Here is a 16,196-nt window from a genome sequence, read left to right on the forward strand (position 1 = left end):
GACAACGTCTCCGTCCCCGGCCGAGTCGGGTCCGGAATGTAGTACACGCTTTGGGTGACCGACGTCGACGAGCCTGGAAACGGCGGGCTGCTCACGCCCGTGGGCACGGGCACCAGGCCCGCGGCATCGGCGTACAACCCGCCATGCACGGGCGTTGCGATGTAGCCGCTTGTCAGGTCACCTTCGGGCTCGGCGTAGGTCAGCGTCACCTTCACCGCGCCGTTGGCCGCACCGGTCTCCTCGGTCACCACCGACAGCGTCGGCGCGTCGTTGACCGGGTTCACCGTCATGGTCACCGTGCCCAGCGCGGACGCGTTGGCGGCGCCGGTTCCGTCCTCGACCGTGTACGCAAATGTGTCGGTGCCGTTGAAGTTTCCCTTCGGTGTGTAGGTGAAGGTGCCGTCGGCCTTGATCGACACGGACCCGCCTGCGCTGGTGGCTTTGGTCACCGGCACCGTATGCAGCGCGTTGCCGTCGGAATCGGAGTCGTTGCCGAGCACCGACCCACTGAAGGCAGTGTCCTCGTCGGTGGTGAACGAATCGTTCCCCGCCGCTGGCGCGTGGTTGACCGGAGTCGTGCTTGGGGCCACCGTGACGTCCACGCGGGCGGCGGCGGTGTGGGTCTGGCCAAGGGCGTGAACGTGCGAGGCCCCGGTGGCGTCGGTGGCGGTGACGAAGAAGTAGTCCTCTCCGACGTATCCGGCGGTGGGCGTGTACGTGTAGGTGCCGCTGGCCTGATCCACGGTGACGGTGCCGTGGGCGGGAGCACCCGTCCCGGTGCTGGGCACGGTGTAGGCGAGGACGTCGCCGTCGGCGTCACTGCCCCCGAAGGTTCCGTGCACCTGGTCGTCGTCGAGGTCCTGGCTGGTCTGCCGTGGCGCCAGGACCGGGGTCGAGTTGGCGAACGATTCGTTGAACTGGCGACGGACGAAGGCCAACACACCCCACAAGACGGGGTTGTCGGCGGGTGCACCCGGGCCGATGAGCGGAGCCAATGCCGCCGATATCAGATTCAGCGCGGTGGAGATGATCGTGCCTGGCAATGCCAGCACGGCGTCCGCGAGGGTGGGCTGCGGTGCCGTCGGAACCGGTAGCACGGGTACGGCCAACGCGCTGATGGTGTTGTCCTGCAATGCGTTCGACTCTGGAGCATTGATAGTCGCCAGTCGGGCGGCAAAGACGGGCGGTGCCTCGTGACCGGCGGGAGTCGACGCTGCGAACGTCGGGCTCCCCGTGGCGACGGCGGTACCGTTCGTGGCGATGGCGCCGTCGTGGTCTTGCGCACCAACGGGCACGGCAGGTGCCGACGGTGTGGACGTCGGCGGGACCGGCGCCGGAGTGGCGACCACCGTCGTCGGACTCGCGACGGTCGGGTCGGGATTGGCGGCCTCGGGCGCGGTGGTGGCGGTGCTTGGCGGAAGCGGAGGTGGGCTGTCCTCCGTGGTGGCCTCGCCGATGCTGCCGGTGTTGCTTGAGCTGCCAAACGTCACCGTTGGTCCGGATGGGCCGCCCCCCACCGTCGTCGTGGTCGACCCCTGCTGGGTGGTCGTGGTGGTCGCGGTACCGGTGTCGGTGATGCCGTCCTGTGCCGCGCCGGGGGTGCTGGTGTCGGAGCTGCCGGTGTCGGCGTTCGGCCCGGCCGGGTTCGCTCCGTCTTGCGGTGGGTTGTCGTTGCTCGAGGCGCCCGTGTCGTCAGCCCAGGCGATGCCCGGCGCGGTGACGACCGCCGTGCCAATGCCTAGGGCCACGGCCAGGGCGCCGACTCGACCGACATACTTTGCACAACCCACGAAGACTCCCCCCAGAGACTGCGGCCGGCACCTTTGCCAGCGCTCACAGCAAAAGTGAAGCTAATCGCCAGCGGCCCTGGGGGAAACGGGGAAAACCCTACGCGCTCGGGGTGAGAACCCGAGATTGGTGGGGACCGGCGCAAACGCAAGAACCGCCCTTACCTGCGTGAACAGGAGGGCGGTTCGTGGCGGTGGCGGAGGGATTTGAACCCTATTCGTCGCTGCTGCGTGTGGGCTGAAAACGGTGCTGAACGGCGAGTTTAGATCACTGGAGATTCGAACAGATGACCACTAATCAGGGGCATGTGTGGGCAAAATGTGGGCACGACGTTCGCCCACCTTCCGAAGTTGGGCTTCGACGCCTGGTGTTGAATGAAACGCTGTTCGTCTGCAATGCCCCGTATTCCTGGCCCTCCTGACCCGTGCGCTGGAGGCAGAGGATCCGCGCCGGGTTGCGTCCAGCAGAGTGGTGTACGAGTCGGACCTGATCAGCGGTACCGGCGTGTCGTAGCCGACTGATTGAAGGTCATCGCGTGCTTCTTCGAGGGACCGTCCAAAGTCACTCGAGCAAAGGAACCACGCGATGACCGCTGCCCAGAATATCGACCTGCCCACCGTGCTGGCCGAACGACTCACCACCACCCACCCCGACGTCCTGCGAGAGCTGCTCGCCACGTTCATCCACACTTTGATGGGCGCCGAGGCCGACGCCCTGTGCGGCGCCGGTTATGGCGAACGTTCGACGCAGCGCACCAATTCCCGCAACGGCTACCGGCACCGCGAATTCGACACCCGCGCAGGTACATTGGATCTCGCGATCCCGAAGCTACGGCAAGGTTCGTACTTCCCGGACTGGCTGCTGGAACGCCGCAAACGCGCCGAGCGGGCGCTGACGACTGTGGTCGCGACCTGTTACCTGCTCGGGGTGTCCACCCGGCGGATGGACAAGCTCGTCGACACGTTGGGCATCACCAGCCTGTCGAAGTCTCAGGTCAGCGTGATGGCCAAGGAACTCGACACCGCCGTGGGGGCGTTCCGCACCCGCCCGTTGGACGCCGGCCCCTACACGTTCGTGGCCGCCGACGCCCTGGTGCTCAAAGTCCGCGAAGGCGGGCGGGTGGTCAACGTGCACGCCCTGATCGCTGTCGGGGTCAACGCCGAGGGCTACCGGGAGATTCTGGGTATCGACGTCAGCACCGCCGAGGACGGCGCCGGCTGGTTGACGTTCTGGCGGTCGTTGACCGCCCGCGGCCTGTCCGGGGTGAAGCTGGTGACCTCCGATGCGCATGCCGGCCTGGTGGCCGCGATCGGTGCCACCCTGCCCGGAGCGACGTGGCAGCGGTGCAGCACCCACTACACGACCAACCTGATGGCGGTGACCCCGAAGTCGTCGTGGCCGTGGGTGCGCACGCTGCTGCATTCGGTGTTCGATCAACCCGACACCGAATCCGTTGCCGCGCAATATGATCGGATCATCGACGCGCTGGCCGACAAACTGCCCAAGGTGGCCGACCACCTCGAGGCAGCCCGGCCGGATCTGCTGGCGTTCACCGCGTTCCCCAAGCAGATCTGGCGCCAAATCTGGTCGAACAACCCCCAGGAGCGGCTCAACAAGGAGATCCGCCGGCGCACCGACGTCGTGGGCATCTTCCCCGACCGCGACGCCCTGATCCGCCTCGTCGGCGCCGTGCTGGCCGAACAGCACGACGAATGGGCCGAATCGCGATTCGCTACCTCGGATCTCCCAGTTTCAGCGAACCTGGGGCGGGGTGTTTACAAAATATTTGCATTCGTGTCTATAGTTTGCCGTGCAAGCCCCGGTACGTGATCACCGATCCCAGTGACGACAGTCAAGATCAGCGCTGACGCACCCTATTCGAAGCAAATCCGGGTAAGCGCGCGCGTCGGGGAAGCGGGATTGCTGTCATGAGTGCTCATCGGGTGAAGAATCGTGCCAAGGCAAAGGCTCGAGCAGCCAAGTCGGGTCGCGGCCGCCATCGCGTCCCGTCGACCTACGAGGTGCCGACGTGGGTGAGGACCTCGGCGGTGACCGTGGGTTTGGGGGCGGCGTTGATCAGCGGTTCGGGTGTGGCCCACGCCGACACCGACGCCGCGTCGGGGTCTCCCTCGTCGGCGAGTAGTAGCTCCAGCACCGACACCGGCACCGGCACCGCCAAGACCGCCACCGAGGGCACGGCGGCAACCCGTACGACGTCCTCGCCCGCCGCGGGGGCCAGCTCGACCACGACGACCTCACCGTCGTCGACGATTTCAGCGACCACGGTGGGCGGCAGTTCCGGGTCGACCACGACCACTTCCGCGGGCGCATCCAGCTCTGAATCGACCGGGTCGACGAAGCCGATCACCTCCTCGAGTTCCTCGGCGGCCAGTTCCGGTTCGGAGTCGACCACACCGGCGTTATCGGCGTCACCGTCGTCGACCACGTCGTCGGCTGGTTCCAGCGCGGAGTCGACCGCGCCCGCCTCGTCGGATCCGGTTGCGCCCACCACGGCGGGTCCGACGACCCCGGCTACCGAGCCCACCGGGACTGCGCCGACGGTGCCAGCCTCCGAGCCCACCGGGCCGGCGTCGACGCTTACCCCGACCACGCCGGCTTCCCCCGCCACCACCGCGGGGGCAACCGCTCCCACGCCGGCCCCGGCGACGGGTGCGGCGACACCGGCGGCGTCCTCGGCGCCGGCCAACCCGCTGCTGAAGGCCGCGGTGTCCAAGACCGCAGGGTCATCCACTGCTTCGTCGAGCGCCGCGAACGCCGTGGCGTCGGGAGTCGCACCGGTGGCATCGACGGCCAGGTCGACCGCCCTCACCCCGGCAGCCCTGTCGGTGACACCGGTGGCGCCGGTGTCTCAGGCGGTGGTGACGCCGTTCACCGCGATCGTCGGCGTGGTGTTGTCGATCTTCGGGCTCAACGCCGGAAACGCGTTGAGCTCCCCGTCGGCTCCAGTCACCCCGCCGAACCCGTTGGCCGATTTGGTGGTCGCGGTGTTCCGCCGCATCCAAGCGGTGTTCACCCCCTACGCCGCTGACCGCGTTCAACAGAGCGTGGATCCGGTGACCGGGGTGGTGACCGGGTCGGTGGCGTTCACCAGCCCGCTGTTCCTGCCCCAGACCTACACCGTCACCACAGCGCCGACCTCGGGCACCGTCACCGTCAACGCCAACGGCACCTACACCTACACCCCGAGCGCGGCCGCCCGTCAGGGCACGGTGAGCAGCGACGGGTTCACGGTGACCGCGTCGAACTTCTTCTCCTCCGCCTCCAGCACGGTGTCGGTGCCTATCTCGCGGACCAATCAGGCTCCCGTCGCGGGGGCCACCTACGTCACCAACCCGGGGGAGAACGGGGTGGTCCTGGGTCAGGTCAGTGCGACCGACCCCAACGGGGACCCGATCACCTACACCACGGCGGCGACCTCGACGTTGGGCGGCACCGTCGTGGCGCTCAACGACACCGGCGGGTTCGTCTACACCCCGACCGCCCAGGCCCGCCACGACGCCGCCGCGACCGGCGCGCCGGCGTCGGCGTTGTCGGATTCGTTCACCATCACCGCTTCTGACGGCCGCGGCGGGGTGACACCGATCGTGGTGTCGGTGCCGGTGTCCCCTGCCGACGCCGCCCCGGTGCCCGGTACCACCACGGTCAACCCGGCCGGGACCAATGGTGTGGTGACCGGCACGGTGTCGGTGATTGACGCCGACGGCGACCACCTCACCTACACCGGGCCCACCGGCACGACCGCCAACGGTGGGACCGTGACGACCACTGCGACAGGGGGTTTCACCTACACCCCGAGTGCGGCCGCGCAGCACGCCGCCGCCGGTGGTGGGCCGAGCACCGACGGCTTCACCGTGACCGCCGATGACGGCCACGGCGGCTCGGTCGCGGTCCCGGTCAGCGTCACCATCGTCCCGACCAACACCTCGCCCACCGCCACCTACACCGCCGGCGCCCCCGGCACCACGGGGGTCGTCACCGGGGCCATCACCGCGACCGACGCCGACGGTGATCCGTTGACCTACACCGGACCCACCACCACGACCACCCACGGTGGCACCGTCGTGGTCACCTCGACCGGCGCCTTCACCTACACCCCGAGCGCTGCCGCCAGGGCCGCGGCCGCGGTGGGCGGGCCGACGACCGACACCTTCGCAGTCACCGTCGCCGACGGGCACGGCGCCACGACCACGGTGAACGTCGTAGCCAGCATCAGCCCCCCCGCCAGTCTCCGTCTCCCCTACATGGGATTCGGCGGCGACCTCATCCTCCAGAGCGACGGCACAAGTACTGTCTATGAGCTTCCTGACGGCGTCACCGGCGGTACGACCGCGTTGGGCGGAACCGTCACCGCCGTCGTCGCAGCGAACGTGAACGGCGTTTTGGAGTACACCCCTAGCGCGCAGGCCCGCGCCAACGCCGACGCGGGCGGGCCACTGGTGGACGTCTACCAATCCATCATCGTCGACCCGACGGGCACCCCCATCGGCTTCGTCGAGGTCGGGTTCCCGATCGTCCCGGCCTCACAGCAACCCGTCCTGCTGGAGCTGTTCACGAACGTCGGGCCACTCTGGACGGATAATCAAGGCGGCCTCGTCTCCCAAGCCTATATAGCTTTGAGCATCAACGACCCGTACTACGGTTATATAAAGGTCCACACCGCGCTAGGTGGATCGATTTGTCAACAACCGGACCCCTTCTTCTTCACCTACCGCAGCCCTGCCGGCAGCACCACCATCGTCGACAACGCCGTCGCGGGTGGACCGCTCCTCGATACTGGCGTCATCAACGTGTACGCCAGTGGCGATATACCGCCCGACCCACTTGTCTTTCAATTGGGTGTCGGGATACCGATTAGCCTTCCCGCCGGCGTCACGGTATACGCGGACGTGCCAATACCACCACCGGCGGCAGTCACTAACCAGACATGAGCGTCGTCGGCAGCGAGTCGCTCGTACCCTCGGCGCGCCGGGCACCATCTCGTTTCTAGAAATTCGAGACAGGAGTTCTACTTCGGCAATCCGTTCGGATCGGACCAGGTCGCAGCGTCTCGAATCCTGTCTCGCACATGCGGTCTTACGTTTCGTCTGGTGCTCGCAGTGAGATGGTGGTGGGGAAAATCCGATCCATCGACGCCCGGTCAGTACTCAGCGCAATCCGCCTGAAACTTGTCACGATCAACTCCAGGGCCAGCGAGCATGAAGGACGTTGTCGACGCCGTGATCGAATCCAGTTTCGAGTGTGTGTGCTCCGTCGATGATTCCCTGCACTGCCGGGTCGACGACCGCGTTGATCGCGATCTGCGGAACACCGACAGTGTGGCCTATCGTGTTGCCAATTGCGCCGACCACGGCGCTAGTGGCACCGCCTGCGGCGTCGAAGGGATGGGTGATCAGGTATTGCACGAACTCGCTTGGTGACAATGGTGGGCCGCTCGTGGTGAACGACTTGGCGGCTTGAGCGGACAAGTCGAGGAAGATGCCCAGACCTCTGACGAGGAATATGGGGTTGGTTTCCAAGGCTCCTGCGCCCAATTGCACTGTGTCGTATAGCGCGTCGCCGAATCTGCCCTGGGCCAGGTCGTCGAAGATCACGCTGACGTGCAGTGCGGAGCCAATGACGCCTACCTTAAAGTCATCGAAGATCGTTCCGATCGAGTCGATCCATAGATGCATCGCGTCGTTGCCGCCGGCTGAGCCGGTCCCGCCGGTCGACGTTCCGCCACCGGTGGTTCCCCCACCTGAACTTCCCCCACCTGAGGTACCGCCTGTGCCCGTTCCGGCGCTGGCAGCGGGAAACTTGGTGGTGTCGAAGACGTAGACCGTGCCCCCGCCGCCATTGTCCATCAGGGTTTGAGCTGCGTAGAGGAAATGGCCGTCCGGGCTCAGGGCGTAGTTGGGATACTCCAGCAGGGGGCTCGACGTCTGGTTGGTGAGGGAGAGTGTGCCTGCGTCGAATACATTCACGTATTCGGTGCCCGTGGAGTCCATTGACTCGGCGTAGACCTTGCTGCCGTCGGGGCTGATCGCCACGCCGTCGCCGCCATAGCCGAGGAGAACGACACCTTTCGTCGTCAAGGTGCCGTGTCGATGACCGCCAGAGTCGCGTTCGGGCCTGTTCCGAGTGCATTTCTCGACACGACATACATGCTCTTGCCGTCGGGGCTCAACACCGCCGACGTCACTGGCATCGCCACGGTGGTGGTGCGGTTCGTTGCGGTGTCGACAGCGGTGATAGTCCGGTTGGTCGTGTCGGTGACATACACGGTCTTGCCGTCGGGGCTCACCACAAGCCCTCCCGTGTGGGTGGGTGTCAGCGGCACCGTATTCGTGACCGTGTTCGTCGTAGCGCCGTCATCAACTGAGGTCGGGTCGCCGAACGTACCGTCAGTGGGTGGCGAGGCACCGCCGCGCGCTCGGACTCGCTGGTCGATCAGGGGCGGCTACGACAGATTGTGGTCAAAATGTGGGCAGGGAACGACTCATCACATCCCCTGACTATCCAAAAAACCGCCCTGACCTGCGTGAGCAGGGGGGCGGTTCATGGCGGTGGCGGAGGGATTTGAACCCTCGGACGGGGGTTACCCGTCACACGCTTTCGAGGCGTGCTCCTTAGGCCGCTCGGACACGCCACCGTGGGGCAGCTTACCGGGAAGGCGGCGCGGCCCCTAATCGCCGCCGACCGTGGGCCGCATGGCGAATTTCGGGCCGCCTTTCGCCATGAGACCCACACTCGGCGCGCCCGCCAAACGCTCACCGCTGGCGGGCGAAGAACTCCGTCAGCGGCGCCGCGCACTCCTCGGCCAACACGCCGCCGCGCACCTGCGGCCGATGCGTCAACCGTCGGTCGCGCACGACGTCCCACAGTGAGCCAACGGCACCCGTCTTCGGCTCCCACGCCCCGAACACCACCCGGGCGACGCGTGCCATCACCAGAGCGCCGGCGCACATGGTGCACGGCTCGACCGTCACCGCGAGCGTCGCGCCCTCCAACCGCCACCCGTCGCCGAGCACCGAGGCCGCCGCCCGCAGCGCCAGGATCTCGGCGTGCGCGGTCGGATCGCCGAGCGCTTCCCGCGCGTTGGCCGCCCGCGCCAGCTCGACGCCGTCGGAACCGACCACCACCGCACCGATCGGCACGTCGCGGGGTCCGACGGTGCAGGCCGCCTCCAGCGCGAGACGGATCAGGTCGGCGTCGGACTTATCGGTCAAGCTTGTCCAGGAAGGCCGACATCTCGTCGCCGAAGCCCATCTCCTGGGCGATCCGCGAGAGCTGCTCGTCGGCGTAGTCGTCGTCGGAGATGATGATGCTCAGCACGCCCTCGGACAACCCGATGTCGGAGAGCACTCCGAGGTCACCCTCCTCGAAGGGATCCTCGTCCTCGAGGTCGTCGGGGTCGACGTCGGTGCCGAGCTTCTCGAGGACCTGCCTGGCGATGTCGTAGTCCACGGCGGCGGTGGCGTCGGACAGGAACAGTCGAGCACCGCCCGGTGCGGGCCGCACGATGACGAAGAACTCGTCGTCCACGTCGAGCAGACCGAATACCGCCCCGGCGCTTCGCAGTTCCCGCAGCTCGGTTTCGGCATCCGACAGGTTCGTCAGCGCGCCGTTACGCAGCGCCGAACAGCGCCACTTGCCGTCCTCGCGGACCACCGCGACGCCGAATCCGTCCGGGAGATCTGCGGCTTGGTTCTGCGCCTGCGCTCGCTGTACTCCCATGGAGGGCAACGCTAGTCCCAGCTCAGGGTTTTTGACCAGCCATCACGATCAGTGTCAACCTTGCAGGGTGACCAGACGACCGGTGTGCGTGTTGGGCCTCGGGCTGATCGGCGGATCGTTGATGCGCGCGGCGAGCGCCGCCGGCCGCGAGGTCTTCGGGTACAACCGTTCCGTGGACGGCGTGCGCGGCGCCCGCGACGACGGCTTCGACGCCTCCACCGACGTCACCGAGGTCCTGCAGCGGGCCGCGGCGGCCCAGGCGCTCGTCGTACTCGCCGTCCCGATGCCCGCCCTTGCGACCATGCTCCACCACGTCGCCGCGACGGCGCCCGACTGCCCGCTCACCGACGTCACCAGCGTGAAAGTGGCCGTCCTGCAAGCAGTTCGAGAGCACGGTCTGCTCGCGCGCTTCGTCGGAGGGCACCCGATGACCGGGACCGCCCACTCGGGCTGGACCGCCGGGGACGCCACCCTCTTCGTCGACGCGCCGTGGGTGCTCGGCGTCGACGACCACGTCGACGAGCACGTGTGGGCCGAGGTCATGCACCTGGCGCTGGACTGTGGGAGCTTCGTCGTCCCGGCCCGGTCCGATCAGCACGACGCCGCCGCGGCCGTCATCTCCCACCTGCCACATCTGCTGGCCGAGGCACTGGCCACGACGGCGGCCGACGTGCCCCTGGCGTTCTCGCTAGCCGCGGGCTCGTTCCGGGATGGAACCCGCGTTGCCGCCACCGCGCCCGACCTGGTGCGCGCGATGTGCGAGGCGAACGCGGGCCCGTTGGCCTCGTCGCTCGACACGGCCATCGAGTTGCTGAGCCGCGCCCGCGACCATCTGGCCACCCGGGATTCCGTCGCCGAACTGGTCGAGTCGGGCCACGCCGCCCGCACGCGCTACGACGGCTTCGACCGACCGCAGATCCTGACCACCTCGATCGGCGAGGAGGGCTGGCGCGAGCAACTCGCCGCCGCCGGGCGTGCCGGCGGCGTGATCAGATCCGCTCTGCCAGTCCGGGATAGTCGAGGATGAATCCCTCGTCGTCGACGGTGACCGTGGTCTCCGCGACCGGCGACTTCAGCTCGATGCCGGCGCCGGGCTTCCCACTCGCATAGTCGATGGTCACGGTGTCCACCGTCAGCTCCGGCAGCCGCACGTAGACCACGGGCAGCGAGACCGACTCGGCCTCCTTGTAGAGCCCGGTCCGCCGAATCGGCAGCGCGTTGAAGAACGGGCTGTAGATCACGTCGACGTCGAGTGCACCGCCGTACGGCTCCCGCGTGGAGTGGTTCTGCTTGTCCTGCACCAACCACATGTTCTCTTCGTCGCGGGCGATGTTCAGCTGGCGTTCCCGTTCGGCCATGGTCACCGTCAAGGACAGCCGCTTGGTGGCGCCGCTGTCGTCGGTGACCAGGTCATAGGACGCGCTGAACGCCGGGTGCACCTCCGTCGCCGCGGCCACGATGCGACCGTATGCCTTGATGCGGTTGCCCGACAGTTGCACCCGAACCGATTCCATCCGGGGCACGTCCTGCGCGCGCCACGTCAGAACTGCCGGCCAGTTGTCCTGCGACTCAGAGCGGACTACTTCACTCATGCCTACACCGTAGGCGACGGCCCCCGTGCTTCGTGGTCTCCTCGCGAAAGCCCACCAGATCGTGACGTCGATGCGGCTTCGAGCGCGACCTCGTCGCCGAGGAACGGCTGCGGCATCTTCCGGAATCTGTCGGTTCCCGGCTCCGACAGCCACACCGCGAAGGCCAGCGCGGCGTCCAGGATCAGCGCCAGGGCCGTGACGACCAACGCGCCGACCAGGGCGAGGTAGAACTGGCGCACCTTGATGCCGTCGATGAGGTAACGGCCCAAGCCGCCGAGGCTGGCGTAGGCGGCGATGGTGGCCGTGGCGACGATCTGCAGCGTCGCGGTGCGCACGCCGCCGAGGATCAACGGCAGGGCGTTGGGCACTTCGACCCGCAACAGCACCCGGGACTCGGTCATCCCCATCGACCGGGCGGCGTCGACGACGGCGCGGTCGACGTTCGCGATGCCGGAGTAGGTGCCGGCGAGGATCGGCGGGATGCCGAGCAGCATCAGCGCGATCGTCGGCGGAACGAGGCCGAGCCCCCACAGCAGCACGCCGAGCAGCAGCACGCCGAGCGTCGGGAGCGCCCGCAGGGCGTTCACCCCGCCGACGACGACGAAGGTGCCGCGGCCGGTGTGCCCGATGATCATGCCGATCGGGATCGCGATCACCGCCGAGAAGACGAGCGCCACGGCGGTGTACTGCAGGTGCTCGAGGATGCGCACCGTCAAGCCCGCGGGCCCGCCCCAGTTGGCGGCGGTGAAGATGAAGGACAGTGCCTGCTGCAGGAAGTTCATCGGGCACCCGCCTTGGTCTTCTTGGCCGACCGCACCCACGGGGTCGCGAACTTGCCGCCGACCATGATGAGGGTGTCGACGACGATGGCGAGGACGAAGATCGCCACGATGCCGGCGATGATCTGATCGCTCTTGTCCGCCTGGTATCCCTCGGTGAACCAGGTGCCGAGGCCGCCGATGCCGATCACCGAGCCCACCGACACCATCGAGATGTTGGTCACCGCGACGACGCGCAGGCTGGCGACGAGGACCGGAATGGCCAGCGGCAGCTCGACTTTCACGATGCGCGTCAGCGGTTTGTAGCCGACGGCGGTCGCGGCGTCCAGGACCGCCGGCGGGACGGCGTCGAGCGCCTCGGGCACCGCCCGCACCAGCAGTGCCACCGTGTACAGCGTCAGGGCGACGATGACGTTGGCCTGGTCGAGGATTCGGGTCGGGATGACCAACGGGAGGACGACGAACAATGCGAGCGACGGGATCGTGAAGATGATGCTGGCCACGACGGTCGAGAAGCGCCGGAGCACCGTCGTGCGCTGCACCAGGGCGCCAAGCGGCACCGCGATGACCAGACCGAGAACCAATGGCACCAGCGACAGCCAGAGATGGATCAGCGTCAGATCCCAGGCGTCGCCGAGGTGTGTGAAGAGATACCGCACCTAGGTGGATCCCTTCTTGCCCTTGATGGCCGCGATGACGTCGTCGGCCTTCACGCCGCCGATCACCTGCTGCCGGTCGTCGACGACGACGCCGAGCCCAGCCGGCGACGACAGTGCGGCGTCGAGCGCCAGGCGCATCGTGCCGTTGGGGACCAGGAGCGAGCCGCCGGCAATGGTGCTGTCGTACAACGACTTTCCCTGCCGATGCAGGCCGACCCCGTTCACGTCGATCCAGGCGTACGGCGAACCGTCGGCCCGCGTGACCAAGGCCCACTCGTCCGGACCCAGATCGAGGGCGTCGACGCCGGCCTCGCTGACGGTCCTGAGGTCGTGCAGCGGCAGCCCGGTGCCCGGCGTGAACTGCAACCCCCGGTAGCCGCGGTCGGCGCCGATGAACCCGGCGACGAAGTCGTTGGCCGGGTTGGACAGCAGGCGCCGCGGCGCGTCGTACTGCTGCAGCTTGCCGCCGCGGCCGAACACCGCGACCTTCTCGCCGAGCTTCAGCGCCTCGTCGATGTCGTGGGTGACGAACACGATGGTCTTGCGCAATTCGCTTTGCAGCCGCAGGATTTCGACCTGCAACTCCTCCCGCACCACCGGGTCGACGGCGCTGAACGGCTCGTCCATCAACAGGATCGGCGGATCGGCGGCGAGCGCGCGGGCCACCCCGACGCGCTGCTGCTGACCGCCGGAGAGCTGGGCCGGGTACCGGTCGGCGAGCTTCGGGTCGAGCCCGACCCGCTCGAGCACGCCGAGGGCCGCCTTGCGCGCGGAGCGGCGCGACTCCCCCATCAGCACCGGCACCGTCGCGACGTTGTCGACCACCTTCAGATGCGGCATGAGTCCCGCGCTCTGGATGACGTAGCCGATGCCCAGCCGCAGCTTCACCGCGTCGACCTTGGTGACGTCCTTCCCGTCGACGGTCAGCGTGCCCGACGTCGGGTCGATCATCCGGTTGATCATCCGCATGGACGTCGTCTTGCCGCAGCCCGACGGACCGACGAACACGGCCAGGGTGCCGTCGGGGACGTCGAGGGTCAGATCGTCGACGGCGACGGTGCCGTCCGGGTACTTCTTCGTTACGCCGTCGAAGGTGATCATCGGAAGTCCTCTGCTGTCTATCCGGTAACCGGCTTGTCGAACCCGTTGTCCTGGACCCACTTGCGTGCCGCCTCGTCCGGGTCGACGCCACTGTTGCCCGACGTGGCGGTGTTCATCTCGATCAGCGCCTGCGTGCTCAACTTCGCCGACACGGCGTCCAACACCGACTTGAGCTGATCGGACATCTTTTGCGAGGCCACCAACGGAACGACGTTGGCGGCCAAGAAGTTGTTCTTCGGATCCTCCAGGACCACCAGGTTGTTCTGCGGAATCGCCTGCGACGTGCTGAAGATGTCCGCCGCGGTCACGGTGCCGTCGACCAGTGCCCGGACCGTCGCGGGACCGCCGCCGTCGCTGATCGAGACGAAGTTGGCGGGGGCGATGTCGAGCCCGTACTTGGCCTTGAGGCCCGGCAATCCCTCGGCGCGAGTCTGGAACTCCGACGGCCCACCGACTTTCACCTCGGCGGAGTGGGCGGCCAGATCGCCGATGGTCTTGAGATTCCACTTCTGCGCCGTGGCGGCGGTGACCGCGATGGTGTCCTGGTCGTTGGCCGGCGACGGCGTCAGGATGGAGAGATCGCCTGGCAGCGCGCGGTACAGCGCCAACTCGACCGACTGCGGATCGGTGGCCTTGGTGTTCTTGTCGAAGTACTGCAGGAGGTTGCCGGTGTACTCCGGGATCAGGTCGATCGAGTGGTCCTTCACCGCGGGCACGTAGGTCTCGCGACTGCCGATGCCGAACTGGCGACGGATGTCGAACCCGTTGGCCTCCAACGCCTGTGCGTAGATCTCGGCGATGATCTTGGACTCGGTGAAGTCGGCCGAACCCACCGCGATGGACTTCAGGTCACCCGACACCTCACCCCCGCCCAAGGGATTGGAGCTACCGCACGCGGCGGTCACCAGGGCGAGCGTCGTCGCCACCACGGCGAGGGCGCGTCTGCGCGTGGATCGTCGTACGGGGTTCACATGAACGTCCTTTCGGCGTCACCGGCCTGGAGCGACCATAGCCAGCCGATGCGGATGCTGCTTGGCTTTGACTCGGGGTGATTTCGCTGATGACGATCCGGGGACTACCCACTGCCGACGGTTTTCAATTCGCCGGAAAGGGGCAAGGATGGACCCATGAGCGTCGACCCGCAGTTCCAGCCCACCGATCCGAGCCATTCCGGCCCGCTGGACCCGGTCGAGCCCGGACCCGTCGACGCGCCCGCGTCGAGACCGGTACCCGAGAATGCCGTCCACTTCACCAGGGCCGCGGCGCTGTGGTCGGCGCTGATCGTCGGCTTCCTGGTGTTGATCGTGCTGTTGATCTTCATCGCGCAGAACACCGCGTCCGGCACCTTCCACTTCCTGGGCTGGTCGTGGAGCCTGCCACTGGGCGTCGCACTCCTGGCGGCCGCCGTGCTCGGCGGCCTGGTCACGACGCTGGCCGGCGTCGTCCGCATCGTGCAGCTGCGACGCGCGGCGAAGAAGAACTACAAGGCCGCGCTCAGGTAGCGGCGAGCTCCGAAAGACCGGCCGCCACCAAAGGTGCGACGGCCTCCCCCACCTTGTCTCCGTACTCCGTGCCGCCGCCCATCCGGTCGCGGAACTGAATTCCGGCCGCGATGATGGCCAGTTTGAAGTACGCCAGCGCCATGTAGAAGTTCCAGTGGTCCAGCGGCACGCCGGCCGCGACCGAATACTTCTGCGCCAGTTGGTCTGCCGACGGAATCTGCGGGGACGCCCACGCCGCGTTCGCATGGACCATGTCGAACATCGGATGGCGGTACACGCACATCAGCGCGGCATCGCTGAGGGGATCGCCCAACGTCGACATCTCCCAGTCGAGCACGGCCCGCACCTTCGTTGCGTCCGTCGCGTCGAGCATCGTGTTGTCGATGCGGTAGTCCCCGTGCACGATCGAGCTTCTGGTCTGCGGCGGCAACGACTCCCCGAGCGCGGCGTGCAACCGCTTCACGTCGGCGTCGCGGGGGTCGTCCTCGAGGCGCACCAGATCCCACTGCCCACCCCAGCGCCGCACCTGGCGTTCCAGATAGCCGGTCGGCTTGCCGAAGTCGCCGAGCCCGACGGCTTCCGGGTCGAGGGCGTGCAGGTCGGCCAGCACCGTGATCAGCGCGTCGACGCAGGCGTCGATGGCACTCTGATCGCCGAGTGCGGTCAGTTCCTCGGAATAGCGCACCACCCGGCCCGGGACGAAGTCGACCATCTGGAACGGCGCACCGAGCACCGAGTCGTCGTTGCGCATGGTGACGGCGTGGGCGACGGGCACCGCGGTGTTCTCCAGGGCGGCCACCACCTTGTACTCGCGGGCCATGTCGTGGGCCGACGGCGTCAACCCGTGCAGCGGCGGGCGGCGCAGCACCCACTTGGCGGCGTCGTCGAACACCAGGAAGGTCAGGTTGGACCGGCCGCCCGCGATGAGCTCGCCGCGCAGCTCACCCTGGCGTGGGACCCCGATCTCTCGCAGGTGCACGTCGAGCGCATCCAGGTCGAGGCCGTCGAGTGGGGAAGCATCCGTCGTCACCGGACTTG

The 16,196-nt window shown here is 67.6% G+C and carries 15 protein-coding genes, 1 tRNA gene and 1 pseudogene; 4 read left to right on the forward strand and 13 right to left on the reverse strand.

Annotated elements, in window-relative coordinates; genetic code table 11:
- Positions 1-1,790, reverse strand: a 1,790-nt coding sequence (locus tag H7J06_RS32440; RefSeq protein ID WP_264041155.1) for a cadherin-like domain-containing protein, incomplete at its 3' end; no start/stop codon positions are given.
- A 583-nt stretch (positions 1,791-2,373) separates the two neighbouring features.
- On the opposite strand from H7J06_RS32440, the pseudogene H7J06_RS21545 reads away from it, so the two are divergent.
- Positions 2,374-3,656, forward strand: a pseudogene (locus H7J06_RS21545) (IS256 family transposase).
- A 146-nt stretch (positions 3,657-3,802) separates the two neighbouring features.
- Here H7J06_RS21545 and H7J06_RS32445 read toward each other — a convergent pair.
- A complete protein-coding gene (locus tag H7J06_RS32445; protein WP_264041156.1) occupies positions 3,803-4,618 on the reverse strand; it encodes a hypothetical protein in 816 nt (271 codons plus the stop codon).
- On the opposite strand from H7J06_RS32445, the gene H7J06_RS21555 reads away from it, so the two are divergent.
- A complete protein-coding gene (locus H7J06_RS21555) occupies positions 4,587-6,737 on the forward strand; it encodes a cadherin-like domain-containing protein (RefSeq protein ID WP_264041157.1) in 2,151 nt (716 codons plus the stop codon). The genes H7J06_RS32445 and H7J06_RS21555 overlap by 32 nt on opposite strands.
- A 246-nt stretch (positions 6,738-6,983) precedes the next feature.
- Here the strand turns inward: H7J06_RS21555 and H7J06_RS21560 are convergent, their stop codons facing one another.
- From H7J06_RS21560 to H7J06_RS21580, 5 genes are all read right to left on the reverse strand, one after another.
- A complete protein-coding gene (locus H7J06_RS21560; RefSeq protein ID WP_264041158.1) occupies positions 6,984-7,883 on the reverse strand; it encodes a YncE family protein in 900 nt (299 codons plus the stop codon).
- Entirely contained in the window at positions 7,880-8,092 is a 213-nt protein-coding gene (locus tag H7J06_RS21565; RefSeq protein ID WP_264041159.1) for a hypothetical protein, read from the reverse strand. The genes H7J06_RS21560 and H7J06_RS21565 overlap by 4 nt, the downstream gene beginning before the upstream one ends.
- A gap of 257 nt (positions 8,093-8,349) precedes the next feature.
- Positions 8,350-8,440 (reverse strand) — tRNA-Ser (locus H7J06_RS21570).
- 118 nt (positions 8,441-8,558) lie between these two features.
- Positions 8,559-9,017 (reverse strand): nucleoside deaminase, encoded by a 459-nt coding sequence (locus H7J06_RS21575; protein WP_264041161.1) that lies wholly within the window; start codon positions 9,015-9,017, stop codon positions 8,559-8,561.
- Positions 9,007-9,525: a tRNA adenosine deaminase-associated protein gene (locus H7J06_RS21580; protein ID WP_264041162.1), complete on the reverse strand. Its 519-nt coding sequence runs from the start codon at positions 9,523-9,525 to the stop codon at positions 9,007-9,009. The genes H7J06_RS21575 and H7J06_RS21580 overlap by 11 nt, the downstream gene beginning before the upstream one ends.
- A gap of 82 nt (positions 9,526-9,607) precedes the next feature.
- Here H7J06_RS21580 and H7J06_RS21585 point away from each other — a divergent pair, with 82 nt between their 5' ends.
- Positions 9,608-10,552, forward strand: coding sequence for a prephenate dehydrogenase (locus tag H7J06_RS21585; RefSeq protein ID WP_264041210.1), 945 nt, complete (start codon positions 9,608-9,610; stop codon positions 10,550-10,552).
- On the opposite strand, the gene H7J06_RS21590 is transcribed toward H7J06_RS21585, so the two are convergent.
- Genes H7J06_RS21590 through H7J06_RS21610 form a run of 5 tightly spaced genes read right to left on the reverse strand, consistent with a single transcriptional unit; the run spans position 10,515 to position 14,627 of the window.
- Positions 10,515-11,117 (reverse strand): putative glycolipid-binding domain-containing protein, encoded by a 603-nt coding sequence (locus H7J06_RS21590; protein WP_264041163.1) that lies wholly within the window; start codon positions 11,115-11,117, stop codon positions 10,515-10,517. The genes H7J06_RS21585 and H7J06_RS21590 overlap by 38 nt on opposite strands.
- A 2-nt stretch (positions 11,118-11,119) precedes the next feature.
- Entirely contained in the window at positions 11,120-11,899 is a 780-nt protein-coding gene (locus tag H7J06_RS21595; protein ID WP_264041164.1) for an ABC transporter permease, read from the reverse strand.
- Positions 11,896-12,555, reverse strand: coding sequence for an ABC transporter permease (locus tag H7J06_RS21600; RefSeq protein ID WP_264041165.1), 660 nt, complete (start codon positions 12,553-12,555; stop codon positions 11,896-11,898). Before H7J06_RS21600 ends, H7J06_RS21595 begins: the two co-directional genes overlap by 4 nt.
- Positions 12,556-13,656, reverse strand: a complete 1,101-nt coding sequence (locus H7J06_RS21605) for an ABC transporter ATP-binding protein (RefSeq protein ID WP_264041166.1) — start codon at positions 13,654-13,656, stop codon at positions 12,556-12,558.
- A 17-nt stretch (positions 13,657-13,673) separates the two neighbouring features.
- Complete coding sequence (locus tag H7J06_RS21610) at positions 13,674-14,627, reverse strand: ABC transporter substrate-binding protein (protein ID WP_308205814.1); 954 nt, start codon at positions 14,625-14,627, stop codon at positions 13,674-13,676.
- A 156-nt stretch (positions 14,628-14,783) separates the two neighbouring features.
- On the opposite strand from H7J06_RS21610, the gene H7J06_RS21615 reads away from it, so the two are divergent.
- Positions 14,784-15,158 carry a LapA family protein gene (locus H7J06_RS21615; RefSeq protein WP_264041167.1) on the forward strand — a complete coding sequence of 125 codons (375 nt, stop codon included), beginning with the start codon at positions 14,784-14,786 and terminating at the stop codon, positions 15,156-15,158.
- Here the strand turns inward: H7J06_RS21615 and H7J06_RS21620 are convergent.
- Entirely contained in the window at positions 15,151-16,188 is a 1,038-nt protein-coding gene (locus tag H7J06_RS21620) for a phosphotransferase family protein (RefSeq protein WP_264041168.1), read from the reverse strand. The two genes, H7J06_RS21615 and H7J06_RS21620, sit on opposite strands and share 8 nt — an antisense overlap.
- Between the last annotated feature and the right edge of the window lie 8 nt (positions 16,189-16,196).

It is taken from the genome of Mycolicibacterium hodleri (assembly GCF_025822245.1).
GTDB classification, from domain to species: domain Bacteria; phylum Actinomycetota; class Actinomycetes; order Mycobacteriales; family Mycobacteriaceae; genus Mycobacterium; species Mycobacterium hodleri.